General features: G+C 71.8%; 1 protein-coding gene (running past both ends of the window). It reads left to right on the forward strand.

All 19,871 nt of this window come from inside a single coding sequence — locus tag VO99_RS02880, Ig-like domain-containing protein (protein ID WP_046111311.1), on the forward strand. Of the gene's 40,854 coding nucleotides, 13,272 precede the window and 7,711 follow it; the stretch shown corresponds to coding positions 13,273-33,143 — codons 4,425 (complete) to 11,048 (partial); the first codon wholly inside the window starts at nt 1. Both the start codon and the stop codon lie outside the window.

Consider the following 19,871-nt stretch of genomic DNA (forward strand, 5'->3'; position numbering starts at 1 on the left):
ACGGTCACGCATCCGGCCGGCAGCGGCCTGGCCAGCCAGGCCAGCTACCAGGCCTCGGCCGAGCTGGCGCTGCCCGCGGGCTTCGACGGTCCCTACTACGTCTACGTGCTGACGGACTACCAGCCCAACAGCTATCCCTCGCCCGAGCCCGAGACCGGCGGCAACGGCGATTCGCGCGGCCGCTACCTGGGCACCGTGTACGAGGCCGCCAACACCGCCAACAACCTGGGCCGCGGCGACATCCAGGTGACCTACCGCGAGCCCGACCTGAAGATCTCGCCCATCACGCTGTCGGCCACGCCGGTGATGTCGGGCCAGACGGTGACGGTGAGCTTCAGCGTCACCAATGCCGGCACGCGGGACACGCGGCAGTCCATCTGGACCGACCGGGTGTACCTGTCGCGCGATCCCTCGCTGGACCCCAACGACCTGCAGCTGGCCAGCTTCATCCGCTACGGCGGCCTGGCGGCGGGGCAGTCCTACCAGCGCGATGCGGTGGTCACCATCCCGGGCGACACCGAGGGCCCGTGGTACCTCATCGCCTTCACCGACAGCAACGTGATCGGCGCCGAGCGCACCGGCCAGGCCGCCACCGTGGGGCTGGGCCAGGTGCAGGTGGGCCAGGACGCGGTGCCCGAGTTCCGCGACGAGGGCAACAACATCGCCGTGAAGGCGGTGGACGTGGTGCTGTCGCCGGCGGCCGACCTGCGGGTGACGGTGGTCACGCCCTCGGCGGCGAAGTACACCCGCGGGCAGCCGATCGACTTCAGCTACACCGTGCGCAACGTGGGCGGCGCGGCCACGCCGGCCGATGCCCGCTGGCTGGACCGGGTGTACCTGTCGGTGGACGGCAACTTCGATCCCAACACCGACCGGCTGCTGGGCCAGATCGAGCACCAGGGCGCGGTGGCCGCCAACGGCGGCTTCTACGAGCGCAGCGGCAGCTTCCGCCTGCCCAACGACCTCACCGGCTCGTACTACCTGTTCGTGGAGACGGACCCCATCACCAGCCCCGGCAGCCAGCCGCGCGGCGCGGTGTTCGAAGGCGGCCTGGAAGGCAACAATGCCGGGCGCAGCGCCGACCCGGTGCTGATCCAGCTGCCGCCGCCCTCGGACTTGCAGGTGCGCGCGGTGCAGGTGCCGCCCACCGGCCAGACCGGCGGCACGGTGAAGATCGGCTGGGACGTGCGCAACGACCACGGCGCCACCGTCAGCGGCCGCTGGACCGATGCGCTGTACCTGTCGCTGGACGACAGCTGGAGCCTGGACGACGTGCTGCTGGGCACGCTGGAGCAGGACCGCACCCTGGCCGCCGGCCAGGGCTACCACGCCGAGAAGACGGTGACGCTGCCGCCGGCGCGCGAAGGCCAGTACCGCATCGTGGTGCGCACCGACCTGCGCGACCAGGTGGTCGAAGGCGTGGACGAGCGCAACAACGACGGCCTCAGCACCGACAAGATCAACCTCACCGTGCCCGAACTGGCGCTGGGCGACAGCGTCAGCACCACGCTGTCGCCCGGCCAGGAGCGGCTGTACAAGGTGGTGGTGCCCGCCGGCCACACGCTGCGGCTGACGCTGGACGGCGTGGACGACGTGTCCGCCAACGAGCTGTACGTGCGCTACGCCGACGTGGCCACGCCGGCCAGCTTCGACGTCGGCAGCACCGGCGTGCTGGCCGCCGATGCCCGCGCCACCGTGCCCACCACCCAGCCCGGCACCTACTACGTGCTGGTGCGGGGCCGTTCCGGCCCGGCCGCCTCGCCGGTGACGCTGCAGGCCAGCAGCCTGCCGTTCCAGGTCAACGACATCACGGTGGACCAGGGCGGCGACAGCCGCTGGGTCACCACCACCATCACCGGCGCGCGCTTCGCGCCGGGCACGGTGGTGAAGCTGGCGCGCGCGGGCATCGCCGAGGTCGAGCCCACCGCCTTCCAGGTGATCGACGCCACGAGGATCATCGCCACCTTCGACCTGCGCCATGCGCCGCACGGCCTGTACGACGTGGTGGTGACGCATCCGGACGGCACGGTGGCCACCCTGCCCTACCGCTACCTGGTGGAGGCGGCGCTGCCGATCGACGTGTCCATCGGCCTGGGCGGCTCGCGCGTGCTGCCGGCCGGCCAGACCGGGGTCTACAACGTCACGCTGAAGAGCCTGACCAACGTGGACACGCCCTACGTGTACTTCAACGTGGGCGCCAGCGAGCTGGGCGACAACGCCAAGGTGTTCGGCCTGCCCTACGTCACCTTCTCGTCCAACGTGCGCGGCGGGCCGGACAACGGCCAGCGCACCGACGTGGCCTGGGCCACGCTGGACAGCGAGACCAACACCACCGGCCGCCTGCTGGCCGCCGGCTATGCGCTGGACCTGAGCGGCGGCGGCAACGTGGGCTTCAGCTTCACCGTCACCTCCTACCCGGGGCTGAAGGCGCTGTACGACCGCGACTTCGAGGGCTACAAGCGCGCGCTCTACGAGGCGCGGCCCGACATCGCCAAGCTCGATCCACTGAAGGACGGCGTGGGCTCGCTGGGCAGCGACCTGGCGGCCTACTTCAGCGACCCGAACGCGAAGCTGAACGACGACTGCGTCGACCTGTTCATGCCCTTCCTGTTCAACGTCAGCGCGGCCGCCACGCCGCTGACGCGCGATGAATTCGTGATGCTGCAGACCCAGCAGGCGCTGCGGCTGCGCGACGCCATCCTGCAGGACCCCACCGCCAATGCCGCGCTGGTGAACCTGGCCGCCGGCAGCGGCCGCTGGGTGGACGCCTACCTGGGCGCGCTGGAGGAAAGCGGCCTGCTGCGCCAGGAGGACCAGGCGCCGCCGATCCGCGAGGACGCCAAGGTCATCAGCCTGATGGCGGTGCTGTCCAGCGGCGTGCTGGTGGGCCCGGCCGGGCACGAGATCGCCGGTGCGCCCAGCCTGGCCGCCTTCTTCGAGCAGGTGCACCGCTGGTACGGCGATGCGCCGCGCACCATGTCGCCGCTGGTGGGCGTGGACCTGCGCGAGAGCATCGACTGCGGCGAATACGGCATCCCGGTGCCGAAGATTCCCACCGCCGACATGTTCGACATGAAGCTGTCGCGGCCCACGCATTTCCAGGCGCTGAACATCTTCTCGCCCGGCCGCGGCGCCGGCGCCGACCTGACGGTGGACCCCGGCTTCTCCTCGCTGCAGTCCAGCGACCGGCTCACCGCGCTGGAGCTGCAGGCGCTGTTCGACCGCATCGCGCAGAAGGTGGAGGGCGCGGCCATCGTCGGCCCCACCGGCCAGGGCGACCGCCAGTACGTGCCGGCGGACACCGCGCTGCCGTACACCGTGCGCTTCAGCAACCCCGCCGAGGCCGCCATCACCGCCAACGAGGTGCGCATCGAGACGCGGCTGGACGACCACCTGTCGCTGCGCTCCTTCCGCCTGGGCGACCTGCGCATCGGCGGCATCAACGTGAGCATGCCGCCCGACCGGGCCAACTACCAGGGCGACATCGACCTGCGCAACTCGCTGGGCTTCATCCTGCGCATCAGCGCCGGCGTGGACCCGGTGAGCCGCACCGCCAGCTGGGTGCTGCAGGCCATCGACCCGCTGACCGGCGAGGTGATGCGCGATGCCACCCGCGGCCTGCTGCCGCCGGACAACAGCCAGGGCCGCGGCGCCGGCTTCGTCAGCTACTCGGTGCAGGCCGCCTTCGGCGCCACCACCGGCCAGACCATCAGCGCCAAGGCGCGCGTGGCGCTGGACACCCGCGCGGTGATGGAGACCGCCGCCGTCACCCACATGCTGGATGCCGGCGCGCCGGTGACCACGCTGAGCGCGGTGCCGATGGGCGCGGGCAGCCCCGACGTGCTGGTGAAGTGGCAGGCCCAGGATGGCGCCGACGGCTCCGGCCTGCGCCACACCAGCGTCTACGTGCGCACCGACGGCGGCGACTGGACGCTGTGGCTGCGCCAGGTGCCCCCCGGCACCACCGAGGCCCTGTTCCAGGGCCAGGCCGGGCACAACTATGCCTTCATGGCACTGTCCACCGACCTGGCCGGCAACCGCGAGCGCCCCGCCAGCGGCGGCGTGCCCGACGACGGCACCCAGGTGGAGCTGGGCGAGCTGCCGGACGCCGGCACGCCCACGCAGGACACAGGCACGCCGCCGGCGCCCACCAATGCCACCTCCACCAACGCGCTGTTCACCCAGGCCGAGGCCCAGCTGCCCGCGCAGCCGGCCGACCGGCCCGCGCTGTTCGAGAAGGTGCTGGCACCTTTCGGCGCCGAGCAGTTCGCCACCGGCATCGGGCTCAGCATCTCCGGCATCGGCCCGCTGGCCATCACCGAGCGGCCGGACGGCAGCTTCATCGTCTCCGGCGGCATGAACCGCGGCGCGCTGTACCTGTTCGACCAGGACGGCGGCCATGCGCTGCAGCCTGCGGTGGCGCTGGACCAGCCGGTCTACGACTTCGGCTGGGATGCCAACGGCGGCCTGTGGGCCACCACCGGCGGCGGTGCGCTGCTGGAGCTGGACCCGGTCACGCTGCAGATCATCAACCGCTACGGCGACGGGCTGACCCAGTCGCTGGTGTTCAGTGCCGCCGAGGGCGTGTTCTACGTGTCCTCCGGCGACGGCATCGAGCGCTTCGACCCGGTGAGCCGGCGCTTCACCCACTTCAGCAACGTGCGGGTGGACGACCTGGCCATCGCGCCCGACGGCACGCTGTGGGGCACCGGCTGGCCGCGCCGCGGCGAGGTGCTGAGCTTCAATGCGCTGGGCAAGGCCTCGGTGCAGTTCCGCCTCGACGGCGCGCTGGATTCGCTGGCCTTCGGCCGCGCCGGCACGCCGCTGCAGGGCCTGCTGTTCGTCAGCAGCCGCATTCCCTCGGGCAGCGCCGCAGGCGCAGCCCTCCACATGGTGGACCTGTTCACCCGCCGCAGCGTCATGCTGGGCCAGGGCGGCCCCAGCGCCGAGCAGCTGCTGGCCACCCGTGACGGCCGGTTGCTGATCGCCAACGGCAGCCAGGTGGACGTGGTGGCGCCGCTGGTGGCGCCCTCGGTGCTGCGCACCGGCCCGGTGGCCGGCAGCCTCGTGGCGCTGCCGATGGCCAGCATCACCGTCACCTTCGACCGCGACATGCGCCGCGGCGATGCGGGCATGCCGGACTCGGTGCTGAACCCGGCCAACTACCGGCTCACCGATTCGCTGGGCCGGCGGGTGCAGCTCGCCGCCGTGAGCTACGACGCGGCCACCCGCACCGCCACGCTGCGCTTCGAATCGCCGGAGCCCGACCACTACCAGCTGGTGGTGGACAAGCGCATCCGCTCCACCGGCGGGCTGGAGCTGACGGCGCCATACACCCTCGCCTTCACCGCGGTGCAGGACTTCTCGCCGCTGGTGAAGGTGGAGTTCGTGGCCACCCGGGCCGACCGCTCCACCGGCCAGGTGAGCTTCGACGTGCGGGTGACCAACCTCACCGCCTACGAGCTGCGGGCGCCGCTGCTGGCGCTGGACCCCGCGCGCTACTTCGCGGGCAGCGCCGTGGGCGCCGCAGTGCGGCCCGACGGCCTCTGGCTGCTGGACATCGCTGCCGGCCTGCCCGGCGGCGTGCTGGCCGCCGGTGCCTCCACCCTGGTGCACACCGTCACCCTGAACAACCCGCTGGGCCAGCATGTGGAGATGGGCAGCGGCGTGTATGCCCTGCCCTACCCGAACCAGGCGCCGGTGTTCAGCAGCGTGCCGCCGCAGCAGGCCCAGGCCGGCACCGCCTGGCAGTACGCCGCGCAGGCCGCCGACGCCGACGGCGCGGTGGTCACCTATGTGCTGCTGCAGGGCCCGGAGGGCCTAAGCCTGGATGCGCAGACCGGCGTGCTGCGCTGGACGCCCACCGCCGACAGCCTGGCGCAGACGCCGGTGGTGCTGCGCGCGTATGACACGCGCGGCGGCTACGCCACCCAGGTGTTCACCATCGAGGTGGCGGGCGGCAACCGCGCGCCCACGCTCGACCTGCCGCCCAGCGTGCGCCTGCGGGAAGGCCAGGCCTGGAGCCTGGGCGTGGCCGCAAGCGATCCCGAGGGCCGCGTGCTTTCGTACTGGGTGGACCAGCTGCCGCCGGGCGCGCGCTTCGATGCGCAGCGCGGCGTGCTGGAGTGGACGCCCGGCTTCGATGCCGCCGGCGACTATCCCGACGTGCGCTTCTCGGTCAGCGACGGCCGCCAGACCGTCACCCGCAGCGTGCGCTTCATCGTCGACCAGGTGAATGCGCCGCCGGTGCTGGCCGGCATCCCCGACCGGCTGGTGCGCCAGGGCGACCCGGTGCGCTTCGCGCTGCAGGGCACCGATGCCGATGGCGGCGCGCCGAGGTACAGCGCGCTGGACCTGCCCGCCGGTGCCACCCTGCATGCGGTGACCGGCGAATTCCGCTGGACGCCCGGCTACGAGCAGAGCGGCACCTTCAGCATCCGCTTCCGGGCCACCGACGACGCCGGCGGCAGCACCGAGCGCCTGGTGCGCCTGACGGTGCTGGAAGCCAATGCCGCGCCGGTGTTCGACAGCTTCAGCAACCTGTCGGTGCTGGAAGGCCAGCCGCTGGCGCTGCGGCTCTTCGCCTTCGATCCCGACAACCCGCGCTTCGTGCCCCAGGTGCGCCTGGCCGACGGCGAGCTGTCGCCGCCGGAGGCGACGCTGCCCAGCGTGAGCTACGGCGTGGCCGGGCTGCCGCCCGGCGCCGAGTTCGACACCGTGACCGGCCTGCTGCGCTGGACCCCCGGCTTCACCCAGGCCGGCAGCTGGCAGGTGACCGTGACCGCCACCGACGATGGCGGCGGCACCGGCACGCCGATGAGCGCCACCGCCACGGTGACGCTGCTGGTGCGCAATGCCAACCGACCGCCGGTGCTGCCGGAGATCCCGACCCAGCACGTGGCCAAGGGCCAGGTGCTGAACCTGCCCATCGCCGCCACCGATGCCGACGGCAACCCGGTCACGCTGAGCTTCGACCAGCTGCCGCGCTTTGCCACCTGGACGCCCGACGCCCAGGGCGGCGGCCTGCTCACGCTGGCCCCGGGCGCCCGCGACCGCGGCGACTACGTGGTGACGCTGACCGCCCGCGACGATGGCGACGGCGGCGGCGCCAAGGCCGCGCTCTCTACCAGCCGCAGCTTCGTGATCTCCGCCGATTCCGACGCCGAGCCGCCGCTGCTGCAGCCCACCGGCCCCAAGGTGGCGGTGATCGGCCAGGCGCTGCAGTTCACGCTGCGCGCCACCGACCTCGACCAGGATGCGCTGGGCTTCAGCCATGCCGGCCTGCCGCCGGGCGCCACGCTCACGCCCGGCACCCAGTACGGCACCGCCGTCTTCCGCTGGACACCCACGGCCGCCCAGGCCGGCGTGCATGACCTGCAGTTCACCGTCACCGACAGCACCGGCCTGAGCGACCAGCTCAGCGTGCGCGTCCTGGCCCGTGCCAGCAACGCGGCGCCGCTGCTGCTGCCCGTGGGCGACCGCAGCGTGGCCGAAGGCGAGCTGATGCAGCTGCAGCTGGCCGCCCGCGACAGCGATGGCGACCCGCTGACCTGGAGCGCCACCAACCTGCCGCCCGGCGCGGTGCTGGACAGCGCCACCGGCCTGCTCACCTGGCAGACCAACCTCTTCTCCGCCGGCCGCTATGCCGGCGTGGTGCTCACGGTGAGCGACGGCGCCAGCAGCAGCAGCGAGACCATCGCCATCACCGTCACGCCCACCAACCAGGCGCCGCTGCTGGCGCTGATGCCGCCGCTGGGCGGCCAGGAGCAGCAGCAGCTGCAGTTCAGCCTGGTGGCCACCGACCCCGATGGCGAGGGCCTGCTGTACAGCGCGCTGTCGCCGCTGCCGGCCGGCGCCTTCTTCGACACCGGCAGCGGCCGCTTCCAGTGGACGCCCGGCCACGACCAGGCCGGCGACTACACGCTGGTCTTCGCCGCCCGCGACGCCGCGGGCGCCCAGGACACGGTGGAGGTGCGCCTGTCCATTGCCGATGCCAACCGCGCACCGGTGCTGGCCTTCAGCAACCACCAGGTGCAGCTCGGCCAGACGCTGCAGTTCGACGTCGGCATGACCGACCCGGACAGCGGCGCCGTGCTGACGCTGCTGGCCAGCGGCCTGCCCGACGGCGCCTCGGTCGATGCGCAGACCGGCCGCTTCAGCTGGACGCCCAGCGCCGGCCAGATCGGCGACCACCTGGTGATGCTGCGCCTGACCGACGGCCGCAGCATCGTCGAGCGCGGCCTGGCGCTGCGCGTGGCCGCCCAGCCGCAGGGCCCGGACGTGACCATCGTGCTCACGCCCAGCTTCCCGGCGGTGCCGGGTCAGCCGGTGGCCATCACGGTGCTGGCCGACGCCTTCTCGGCGCTGGCCGGCCGCAGCCTCACCGTCAATGGCGCCGCGCTGGCGCTGGACGACAGCGGCCGCGCCTTCTTCACCGCGCCGGCCAGCGGGCTGTTCCAGCTGGTGGCCACGGCCACCGACATCGACGGCTTCACCCGCAGCACGCAGACGCTGCTGCGGGTGAAGAACCCGCTGGACCTGGGCGCGCCGGTGGTGGCGCTGGACCCCACGCTGCCCGGCAGCCGGCTGGCCGGTGCCACGGTGCTGCGCGGCCAGGTGGCCGATGCCAACCTGGAACACTGGGTGCTGGCCATCGCGCGCAGCGGCAGCGACGACTGGGTGACGCTGGCCGAAGGCCACGCGCCGCTGGACGGCGCGCTGGCCACGCTGGACCCGCGCCGCTTCGAGGCCGGCTTCTACCAGCTGCGGCTGTCGGCCACCGACATCGCCGGCCGCAGTGCCGAGACCCTGCGCACGCTGGAACTGGCCGCCAACGACGCGGCGGTGCACTTCGTGCATGCGGTCACCGACTTCCAGGCCACGCTGGGCGGCAAGACGCTCGACCTCACCCGCCGCTACGACTCCCTGGCCGCGGCGGATGCCGGCAGCTTCGGCAACGGCTGGCGGCTGTCGCTGCGCGACCTGCGGCTGGACACCGACCTGGCGCCCACCGGTGCCGAAGCCAGCGGCGTGCATGCGCCGCTGCGGGCCGGCTCACGCGTGGTGGTCACCGCGCCGGACGGCCAGCGCGTGGGCTTCACCTTCCAGCCGCAGCAGGTGCTGCTGCCCGGCACCAGCTACTTCCTGCCCCGCTGGGTGGCCGACGACGGCCATGCCTGGCAGCTGGAATCGGCGCCGCTGCCGCTGCAGCGCGCGGCCGGCAGCTTCTATGCGCTGGACGACGGCGCCGCCTACAACCCCGCGGCGCTCGGCGCCGAGCGCGCCCAGTACACCCTGGTGGATGCGCAGGGCACCCGCTATGCCTTCACGGTGCAGGACGGCGTCACCGCCATCACCTATGCCGACGGCGTGCGGCTGCAGGTCAGCGACAGCGGCATCAAGGGCCCGGGCAACGAGGCCATCGTCTTCACCCGGGATGCCCAAGGCCGGCTGGTGGGCGTGACCGCGCCCGACGGCCGCGGCTGGCAGTACGCCTACGACGGCCACGGCAACCTGGTGTCGGCCCGCGACCTGTCGGCCGGCCTCTCCGAGCGCTATGCCTACAGCCAGCCGGACGACCACCGGCTCACGCTGGTGGCCGGTGCCGGCGGCGGCCGGGTGGTGGAGTACGGCAGCACCGTCACCACCCGCACCCTCACCGCCGACCTGGGCGGCGCGCTGCGCTACCTGGGCCAGGCCTTCAGCGGCGTGCTGTCCGCGGGCGGGCAGGACCTGTACAGCCTGGCGGTGCGGCCCAGCGAGGTGGCCCTGCCGCAGGGCGGTGCCTTCCTGCTGGGCGTGGAGCTGACGGCCGCGGGCGGCAGCCTGGCCCCGGCGCTGCCCCAGGTCGACGGCCTGCAGGCCATCGCCTCCGCCACGCAGGGCGGGCGCAGCTTCGCCATCTTCCGGGTGACAGAGGACGGCCTGCGCACGCTGCGCGTGGCCGCGGCCGGCGGCTCGGGTGGCTACACGCTGCGGCTGTTCGCTGCCGGCGACGTGGACGGCAACCAGCGGGTGGACGGTGCGGACGTGGCCGCCTTCATGGCCGCGCGCGGCAGCCTGCCGGGCGGCAGCGGCTGGCAGGCCGGGGCCGACATCGACCGCGACGGCGACGTGGACGCTGCCGATGCGGCGCTGCTGTTCGGCAACCTGGGCTTCTCGCCCAACCAGGGTCCGACGGTGCGCAACGGCGCCGGCTTCACCCACATGTCGCTCAGCACGCAGGTGGCCGTGTCCACGCTGATCGACGACCCCGAAGGCGACCCGGTCACCTTCCGCATCGTCGGTGCCGCGCATGGCGTGGCCCGGCTGTCGGGCGACGGCCTGCGGGTGCTGTTCCGCCCCGACGATGGCTTCGCCGGCGACGCCAGCTTCAGCATCGTGGCCGACGACGGCTACACCCAGAGCCTGCTGCACGCCTTCACCGTCAAGGTCAGCGATGCGCCGCTGGTGCGGCTGGACTTCGCCCACCGCCGGCCCGAGCTGCAGCTGGGCCACCTGGACCGCCCGGTGGTCATCGGCGACTTCGCCGACCAGCAGGGCGTGGAGCTGCCGCCCGACTACTACCTGCTCAGCAGCATTGACGAGAGCGTGCTGCGCAAGGTGCGCGAGGACACCGTGGTGGCGGTCAAGGAAGGCTTCGCCGCCCTGGTGGTGCGGCGCGGCGACATCCAGGCGGCCACCGCCGTGGTGGCCGGCCGTCCCAATCCGTTCGAGGAGGTGCAGCTGGCCAGCGGCATCGACGTCTACCCGCACGGGCTGACGCTGGTGCCGGTCACCGGCCAGAAGCCGCTGCTGGTGACGCTGGACGGCCGCAACGTCTCTGCGGCGCAGGCCGGCGCGCTGTACTTCAGCGGCAACGGCGCGCTGGTGTCCACCAGCCTGGACGGCCTGGTGAAGGCCGGCGCGCTGGCGGGCGACACCCAGGTCACCGTCATCTACAAGGGCGCCGAGTTCGTGGTGCCGGTGCGGGTGCAGGCGCCCGCCGTGGGCCAGGCGGTGCTGGGCAGCCAGGGCGGCGCGGTGGCGTCGGCCGACGGCCGCGCGGTGCTGGCGGTGGGCCCGGGTGCGCTGGGCGCGGACGTGTCCGTCTCCATCACGCCGGCCACCACGCTGCCGATGCCCATGCCGGCCGAGTTCGGCCTGCTGGGCAGCTTCCAGATCGACTTCGGCGGCCAGCTCGACGTGCCGGCGCAGCTGGCCATCAAGGTGCCCGACACGGTGCCGGTGGGCAAGACGCTGTACCTGTTCCGCGCCGCCAAGCTGCCCGACGCCAGCGGCAACCTGGTGGACATGTGGTTCCAGGACGAGATCGCGGTGGTGGGTGCCGACGGCTATGCCCGCACCAGCTCGCCGCCCTACCCGGGCGTCACGCCCTCAGGCCTGTACGTGCTGGGCGATCCGTCCAGCCGCGTGGCGCTGGCGCGCGGGGTGCTCACCGTCAACGTACCGGTGGGCATCATCCCCATCATCAGCGGCGGCGGCATCGGCGGCATCGCCACCGTGGCGCCGTTCATCGCCATCAGCATGGACGTGTCGCAGCTGACGGTCACCGCCATTCCGCCCGACAGCCTGCCCGTCACCACCACGGTGGGCGTGCAACTCAATCCGGCGGCGGTGACCAACGTGGCGGTGACGCTGGAGCGTCCGCCGCAGGCCACGCCGCGCAGCCCGGCGCTCACCGGCATGCAGCTGGAGTTCCGCCAGGTGGGCGGCACCACCCGGCCGGTGATGGTCATCACCGGGCAGCAGCTGCAGGGCAGCCCGGCCAGCAGCCTGGGCTCGCGCCTGGTGGTGGTGTTCCAGCAGCAGGGCCAGATGTTCGAAGCCCCGGTGGTGCAGCCGCTGCAGGTGGTCAACGGCCAGCAGCAGATCGTGGTGGAGCTGCCGCCCACCGTGATCGCCGGCGTGGCCAAGGTGGCCGTGGTGCGCATCGACACGGTGCTGGGCGTGGGCCCGTGCACCGGCGAATACGAGGAGCAGGAGCGCGCCTACGCCAGCAATCCGCTGACGCTGCCGGCCACCGGCAACTACGTCGTGGCCGCGCTGCGGCTGGAGCAGCAGGTGGCGGTGATGACGCAGGGCGACCCCTTCGCTCCGCAGCCGGCGCAGACCATCCAGACCGTGGCCCGCATCCCGGTGCCGGGTTATCCGCGCGACACCGCGCTCACCGGCGACCACACCCGCGCCTACGTCACGCTGTCCGGCGTGCCCGGGCACGAGGGCGTGGCCGTGATCGACCTGGTGGCCATGCAGTGGGCCGATGCCGATCCCGGCAATGCCGACGCCAGCGGCGCCAATCCGATCGACATCATCCGGCTGCCCAATGGCTCGCGCCCGTTCTGGATCGAGATCGATCCGGCCGGCCGCCTGGCCTACGTGTCCAACGAGGACCCGGTGGGCGGCGAGACCGGCACCGAGGGCGCGATCTACGTCATCGACGTGGATCCGCAGTCGGCCACCTTCCACCAGGTGCTGCGCACCATCACGCTGCCGCAGGCGCCCAAGGGCGTGCGCCACGTGCTCATCAGCGAGGACGGCAAGCGCCTGTACGCCGCCGCACCCAACCGGGAGGACTTCAGCACGCCGGCGATGGACCACAGCTTCGTCTACGTGATCAACATCGACGAAGCCGACCGGCCGCAGGATCCGCAGGCCGGCAACCCGCGCCGCTACGGCGAGGTGATCGCGCGCATCGACACCGGGCAGCACACCTATGCGCTGCAGCGCACCGGCGATCCGCACCGCATCGCCTACACCAACCGCCACGACGACAGCGAGGCGCTGGGCTTCATCCACGTCACCTCGGATTCGCCCACGGGCTTCAGCGCCACCACCTCGACCCACGAGATGACGCTGGGCTCGACCAACGACACCTTCGACGCCAACAACGGCGTGTCCATCCTGGTGATTCCGGCCGATGCCTTCGAGGCCTCGATCGGCAGCCATCCGGAATACGTGCTGGTGGGCGCCTTCAACCGCTTCATCCAGGGCGTGCCCTCGCAGGACCCCAATGCCAACAGCGGCCAGCCGCCGTCGGGCAGCAACATCGGCATCTTCCGCGACGGCGAGCTGGTGGCGGCCACGCTGCCCATCCCGCTGGGGCTGATCGACAACCTGGCCTTCGGCGCCGGCCACAACTTCATCTACGCCGGCTTCCGCGGCGTGCGGGTGCAGGGCGGCGGCGAGGGCGCGGTGCTGGTCTACAACGCCGTGGCGCTGCTGGGCCAGGTGGAATACCAGATCGAGCAGCTGGGCGACATCGGCCGCTCGCGCATGCAGAAGTACCCGATCGAGCAGCTGCTGGGCAACACCATCCTGCCGCTGCAGGAGAACCTGCAGGGCCTGTCCAACGGCATCGACATTCGCGCCGACTACCGCATCCTGCTGGCCAATGCCGCGGCCAGCCGCTACGTGTACGGCGTGCCCTACCTGATGAATGCCAACGGCGAGTACGTGCTGGACGCCAACGGCCAGAAGATCCCCTCGCCCAATGCGCCGCTGGGCACCGGCGGCGCGCCGCAGGGCCTGGAGTCGCATCCCACGCAGGTGGGCGCGGGCCCGCGCATCTGGAACCAGTTCGACCTCGGCCGCACCATCGGCATCGCCGAGCGCAACGACTTCGGCATCAGCGACCTGCTGGCCGAGCTCACCGAGCCGCAGACCTGCCCCGACCCGCACAGCAATTCGCAGGTGCAGCTGGATTCCGGCGTGGTGACCGAGACCCATGACCTGGTGGGCAGCACCGTGCTGGGCCGCGAGCAGCACCTGACGCTGGCCTACGACTCGCTGGCCGCCGATCCCAGCCCCATCCTCAACTTCTCTTGGGAGGGCATCGGCGCCGAGCTGCAGGCCTGGATGGCCAGCCATCCGCAGGAGCTCACCGACGCAGGCAATGCGCTGCTGTCGGTGCAGATCATCTTCAACGGCCGCACCCAGACCCTCACCGGGCCGATGCAGTACTGGTCCATCGCGCCGGGCACCAACCACTTCAGCGTGGCGGTGCAGACCGACCTGGGCAGCCTGCAGACGGGCTACTACGGCTACACCATCCGTGCCAACTTCGCCGGCAAGGACCGCATCTCCAGCGGCGCGCTGCTGCATGTCAATGCCAGCGACAGCGGCTTCGGCCGCGGCTGGGGCATCGACGGCGTGCAGACGCTGTACGAGGCCGAGGACGGCAGCATCTCGCTGGTGGACGGCGACGGCAGCGCGCAGCATTTCGCGCGGCAGCAGCTGCCGGGCTACGACGCCTCCAGCTGCGCGCCGGGCGTGGCCGAGAGCTACAGCACCCTGCCCTCCGACTTCTCCACCTTCGAGCGGCTGACCGACGGCAGTTTCCGCCGCACGCTGCGCGACGGCACGGTGTACCTGTACAGCGCGCAGGCCATCGACGCCGCCGGCAAGCTGCAGCCGGGCCGGCTGCAGTCGGTGCGCGACCGCTACGGCAACGAGACCCGCTACGCCTACGACGCCGCCGGCCTGCTGCAGTCCATCACCGACCCGGTGGGCGGCGTCACCCGCTTCGGCTACAGCGGCCAGCAGGTCAGCGAGATCGTGGATGCGGCCGGCCGCACCACGCGGCTGTCCTACAGCGGCCGCGACCTCATCGCCATCACCGACCCCGACGGCTCGATGCGGCGCTTCGGCTACGACGCCAAGGGCCACATGACCAGCGAGGTGAACAAGCTGGGCGGCGTGGAGAGCAACACCTACGGCAACCATGGTCGCCTGGTGGAGGCACTGCGGCCCGACGGCAGCACGATGAAGGTGCAGCCCTGGCAGGTGAACGGGCTGATCGACCCTGCCCTGACCGCCAGCAAGGACAACCCCGCGCTGGTGACCACGCAACGGCTGGAGCAGTTCACCGCCACCTACGAGCTGCCCAACGGCAACACCCGCACGGTGACGCTGGACGAGCGCGGCCTGGTGCTGCAGGAACAGGACGAGCTGGGCCTGCTGGAGAAGTTCGTCCGCGACGACTTCGGCCGCGTGATCGAGCACACCAATGCCGAAGGCCATGTGGTGCGCTCCACCTACGACGAGCGCGGCAACCGCCTGAGCTACAGCGACGACGAATCCGCCCCGGGCGCCGCCACGCGCCTGACCTACGACGGCCGCTTCAACCAGGTGACCTCGGTCACCGACGAGCTTCACCGCACCACCCACTACACCATCGACGACAAGGGCAACAACCTCGCCACCCGCCACCCGGACGGCAGCACCTGGCTCTACAGCTACCTGCCGCAGGGCATGATGAGCTCGATGACCGACCCGATGGGCCGGCAGACGATCTACCGCTACGACGCGCAGGGCCGGCTGGCGCTGACCATCAACCCCGATGGCACGATGCGCCGCTACGGCTACGACGCGGCGGGCAACACCACCGCCATCACCGACGAACTGGGCCGCGTCACCCGCTACGTGTACGACGCGATGAACCGCGTGGTGACGCTGATCGAGGCCGACCCCGACGGCGCCGCCGGGCCGCTCGGCTCGCCGGTGACCACGCATACCTATGACGCGGCGGGCAACGAGCTCACCCGCACCGACCCGCGCGGCGGCGTCACCACCCGCACCTACGACACCCGCGGCCGGGTGCTCACCGTCAAGGCCGCCGAGGGCGGCGTGACCACCTACGTCTACAACAACGCCGAGAACCTTGAGAAGGTGATCGATCCGCGCGGCTACGAGACCCGCTACGTCTACGACCTGCGCAACCGGCTGAAGGAGGTGATCGACCCGGAGAACGGCCACCGCCACTACGGCTACGAAGGCGGCGAGCTGGCCCACAGCGTGACCGACGAGAACGGCCACACCACGCACTACGAGTACGACGCCCGCGAGCGCCTGGTGGAGACCCGCGACCACCTGGGCCGCACCACCACCATGCTGTACGACGCGGCCGACAACCTGGTGCAGGTGACCGACGACCTGGGCCGCACCACGGTCTACGGCTACGACGCGATGGACCGCCGCACCTCCATCACCGATGCGCGCAACAAGACACGCACGATGCAGTACGACGCGGTGGGCAACCGCACGGTGGAGACCGACGAGCTGCTGCGCACCACGGTCACCGAATACGACCGGATGAATCGGGCGATCCGCCGCACCGACGCCGAGCAGGGCGTGACCGAGTGGCGCTACGACCTGGCAGGCAACCTGGCGCAGGAGATCGATGCGCTGGGCCGCGTGACGGCACACGAGTACGACCAGCTCAACCGCCGCATCCGCACCATCGCCGCCGACCCCGACGGCGAGGACGGCCCGCTGGCCTCGCCGGTGACGCGATATGCCTACGACGCCGCCGGCAACCTGGTGGCCGAGACCGACGCGCGGGAGCACACCACCACCCACGGCTACGACCTGCAGAACCGCCGCGTCTGGAGCCGCGATGCGCGGCAGCAGACGGTGCACACCACCTACGACCTGGCCGGCAACGTGGTGCAAACGCTGGATGCGCTGGGCCGCAAGACCACGGCCGAGTACGACAAGCTCAACCGGCTGAAGAAGACCACCGGCCCCGATCCCGACGGCAGCGGCCCGCTGGCCGCGCCCGTCACCCTGCGCAGCTACGACGCGGTGGGCAACCTCACCCGCGTGGTGGACGCCCTGGAGCGCGAGACCGTCTACATCTACGACGAGGTGGACCAGCTGGTGGAAGTGGTGGATGCGCTGCAGCAGCACACCACCTACGGCTACGACCGCGTGGGCAACCGCACCCGCGAGACTGATGCCGCCGGCCACACCACCTTCTACGACTACGACGAGCTGCACCGCCTGACCCATGTGCGCGAGCAGGGCGACGACGGCGCCGAGCGCATCACCGAGCATGTGTACGACGACGTGGGCAACCATGTGCGCACCGTCGACCCGCGGCATCACGCCACCGAGCAGCGCTACGACCGGCTCAACCGCCTGGTGGAGGAGCGCGATGCCGAGAACGGCGTGACCGTCATCGCCTACGACAAGGTGGGCAACGTGCTCTCGCGCACCGACGCGCAGGGCCGGGTCACCCGCTACCAGTACGACGCGCTCGACCGCCTGGTGCGGCTCACCGAGCCCGACCCCGACGGCAGCGGCGCTTCCACCTCGCCAGTGACGCGCTACGCGTACGACGCGGTGGGCAACCTGGTGGAGACCATCGACCCGCTGAACCGCCGCACCATCCGCAGCTACGACGAGCTGAACCGCCAGACCGGCGTGACCGATGCGCTGCTGCACACCGCCACGGTGGAATACGACGCGGTGGGCAACGTCACCGCCACGGTGGACGCGCTGGGCCGCCGCACCGTCTATGCCTATGACGGCCTGGACCGCCGCATCAGCGTGACCGAGCCCGATCCCGACGGCAGCGGCGCGCAGGCCGCGCCGGTGACCCGCTATGCCTACGACGCGGTGGGCAACCTGCTGTCCGTCACCGACCCGCGCAACCATGTCACGCGCCATGTCTACGACGACCTGGACCGCCGCATCCGCACCGTGGACGCGCTGGAGCGCGTGACCCGCAGCGAGTACGACGCGGTGGGCAACGTCACCAGGACCGTCGATGCGCTGGGCCACGAGACCAGCTACGTCTACGACGCCTGGTACCGCCTGGTGCGCATGACCCAGCCCGACCCCGACGGCCTGGGCGGCGTGGCCGCGCCGGTGACGCGCTACACCTACGACGACAACGACAACCTGCTGTCGGTGACCGACGCCCGCAACCACGTCACCCGGCATGAGTACGACAAGCTCGACCGCCTGGTGGCCACGGTGGATGCGGAGAACGGCCGCAGCCTGCGCAGCTACGACGCGGTGGGCAACCTGCTCACCGAGACCGATGCCCTGGGCCGCGTGACCACGCATGCGTACGACGCGCTGGACCGCCGCATCCGCACCACCGATGCCGACCCGGACGGCGCCGGCGAGCAGCCGGCGCCGGTGACCCGCTACGTCTACGACGCCGTGGGCAACCTGGTGGAAAGCATCGATGCCGAGGAACACCGCAGCTTCTACGGCTACGACGCGCTGAACCGCCGCACCAGCTTCACCGATGCGCTGCAGCGCACCGCCATCACCACCTACGACGCGGTGGGCAACGTGCTCAGCCAGCAGGACGCGCTGGGCCGGGTGACCGGCTACGAGTACGACCGCCTGGACCGCCTGGTGAAGATGACGCAGCCCGATCCCGACGGCAGCGGCGGCGCCGCCGCGCCGGTGACGCGCTATGGCTACGACGCCGCGGGCAACCGCGTGAGCGTGACCGACGCGCTGGACCGCAGCACCCAGTTCGTCTACGACGCGCTGGACCGCGTGGTGGAGGTGATCGACCCGCGCAGCGGCAGCAGCTTCACCGTGTACGACGAGCGGGGCCTGGTGAAGGAAACCCGCGACGCACTCGGCCGCATCACGCGCTTCGAGTACGACCCGCTGGGCCGGGTGACCGCCACCTTCCAGCCCGACCCCGACGGCGAGGACGGCCCGCTGGCCGCGCCGGTCACCCGCTACCGCTACGACGCGGTGGGCAACCTGCTGGCGGTGACCGACCCGATGAACGAGGTGACGCAGTTCGGCTACGACAAGCTGAACCGCCGCACCAGCACCACCGATGCGCTGCAGCACACCCGCAGCCAGGTGTATGACGCGGTGGGCAACGTGGTGGCCAGCATCGACGCCGCCGGCCGCCGCACCGACCTGGCCTACGACCGGCTGAACCGGCTGGTTAGCGTGACCTCGCCCGACCCCGACGGCGAGGCCGGCGCGCAGGCGCGGCCCACCACCCGCTACGCCTACGACCGCGTGGGCAACCTGGTGGCCACCACCGATGCGCTGGACCGCACCACCCGCCATGTGTACGACGCGCTGTACCGCCGCGTGGAAGTGGTGGATGCGCTGCAGCAGCGCAGCTTCGCCGCCTACGACGCGGTGGGCAACCTGCTGTCCACCACCGATGCGCTGGGCCGCACCACGCGCCATGCCTACGACGACCTCGACCGCCTGGTGAGCACCACGCTGCCCGACCCGGACGGCGAGGCCGGCGCGCAGGCCGCGCCGGTGACCACCTTCGCCTACGACGCCGTGGGCAACCTGGTGGCCACCACCGACGCGCTGCAGCACACCACCCGCTACCGCTACGACGCGCTGGACCGCCGCACCCATGTGATCGACCCGCTGCAGCACGAGACCGTGACCCGCCATGACGCGGTGGGCAACGTGCTGTCCGTGACCGATGCGCTGGGCCGCACCACCCAGTACGCCTACGACGCGCTGAACCGGCTGACGACGTTGACCCAGGCCGACCCCGACGGCGACGCCGGCCCGCAGGCCGCGCCCGTCACCCGCTATGCCTACGACGCCGCCGGCCGCCTGCTGGCGGTGACCGATCCGCTGCAGCACACCACCCGCTACGGCTACGACGCGCTGGGCCGCCGCACCACGGTGACCGATGCCCGCCAGGGCCTGAGCACCACGGTGTACGACGCGGTGGGCAACACCGTGGAGACCATCGACCCGCTGAACCGCCGCACCGTCTACCGCTACGACGGCCTGGACCGGCTGGTGGAGACCGTCGACGCCGAAGCGGGCCGCACCACCATGGCCTACGACGCCGCCGGCCGCCTGGTGGCCAGCACCGACGTGCTGGGCCGCACCACCACCCGCAGCTGGGATGCGCTGGACCGCCTGCTCGCCATCACCCTGCCCGACCCCGATGGCAGTGGCGCGCAGGCCGCGCCGGTCACCCGCTACGGCTATGACGCGGTGGGCAACCTGCTCACCGTCACCGATGCGCTGGACCGTGTGACCACCCGCGGCTACGACGCGCTGGACCGCGTGGTGAGCATCACAGATGCCGCCCAGGGCGTGGCCACCACCCGCTACGACGC

Origin of the sequence: Aquincola tertiaricarbonis (assembly GCF_000969605.1) — a bacterium.
In the GTDB taxonomy this organism is placed as follows: domain Bacteria; phylum Pseudomonadota; class Gammaproteobacteria; order Burkholderiales; family Burkholderiaceae_C; genus Aquincola; species Aquincola tertiaricarbonis.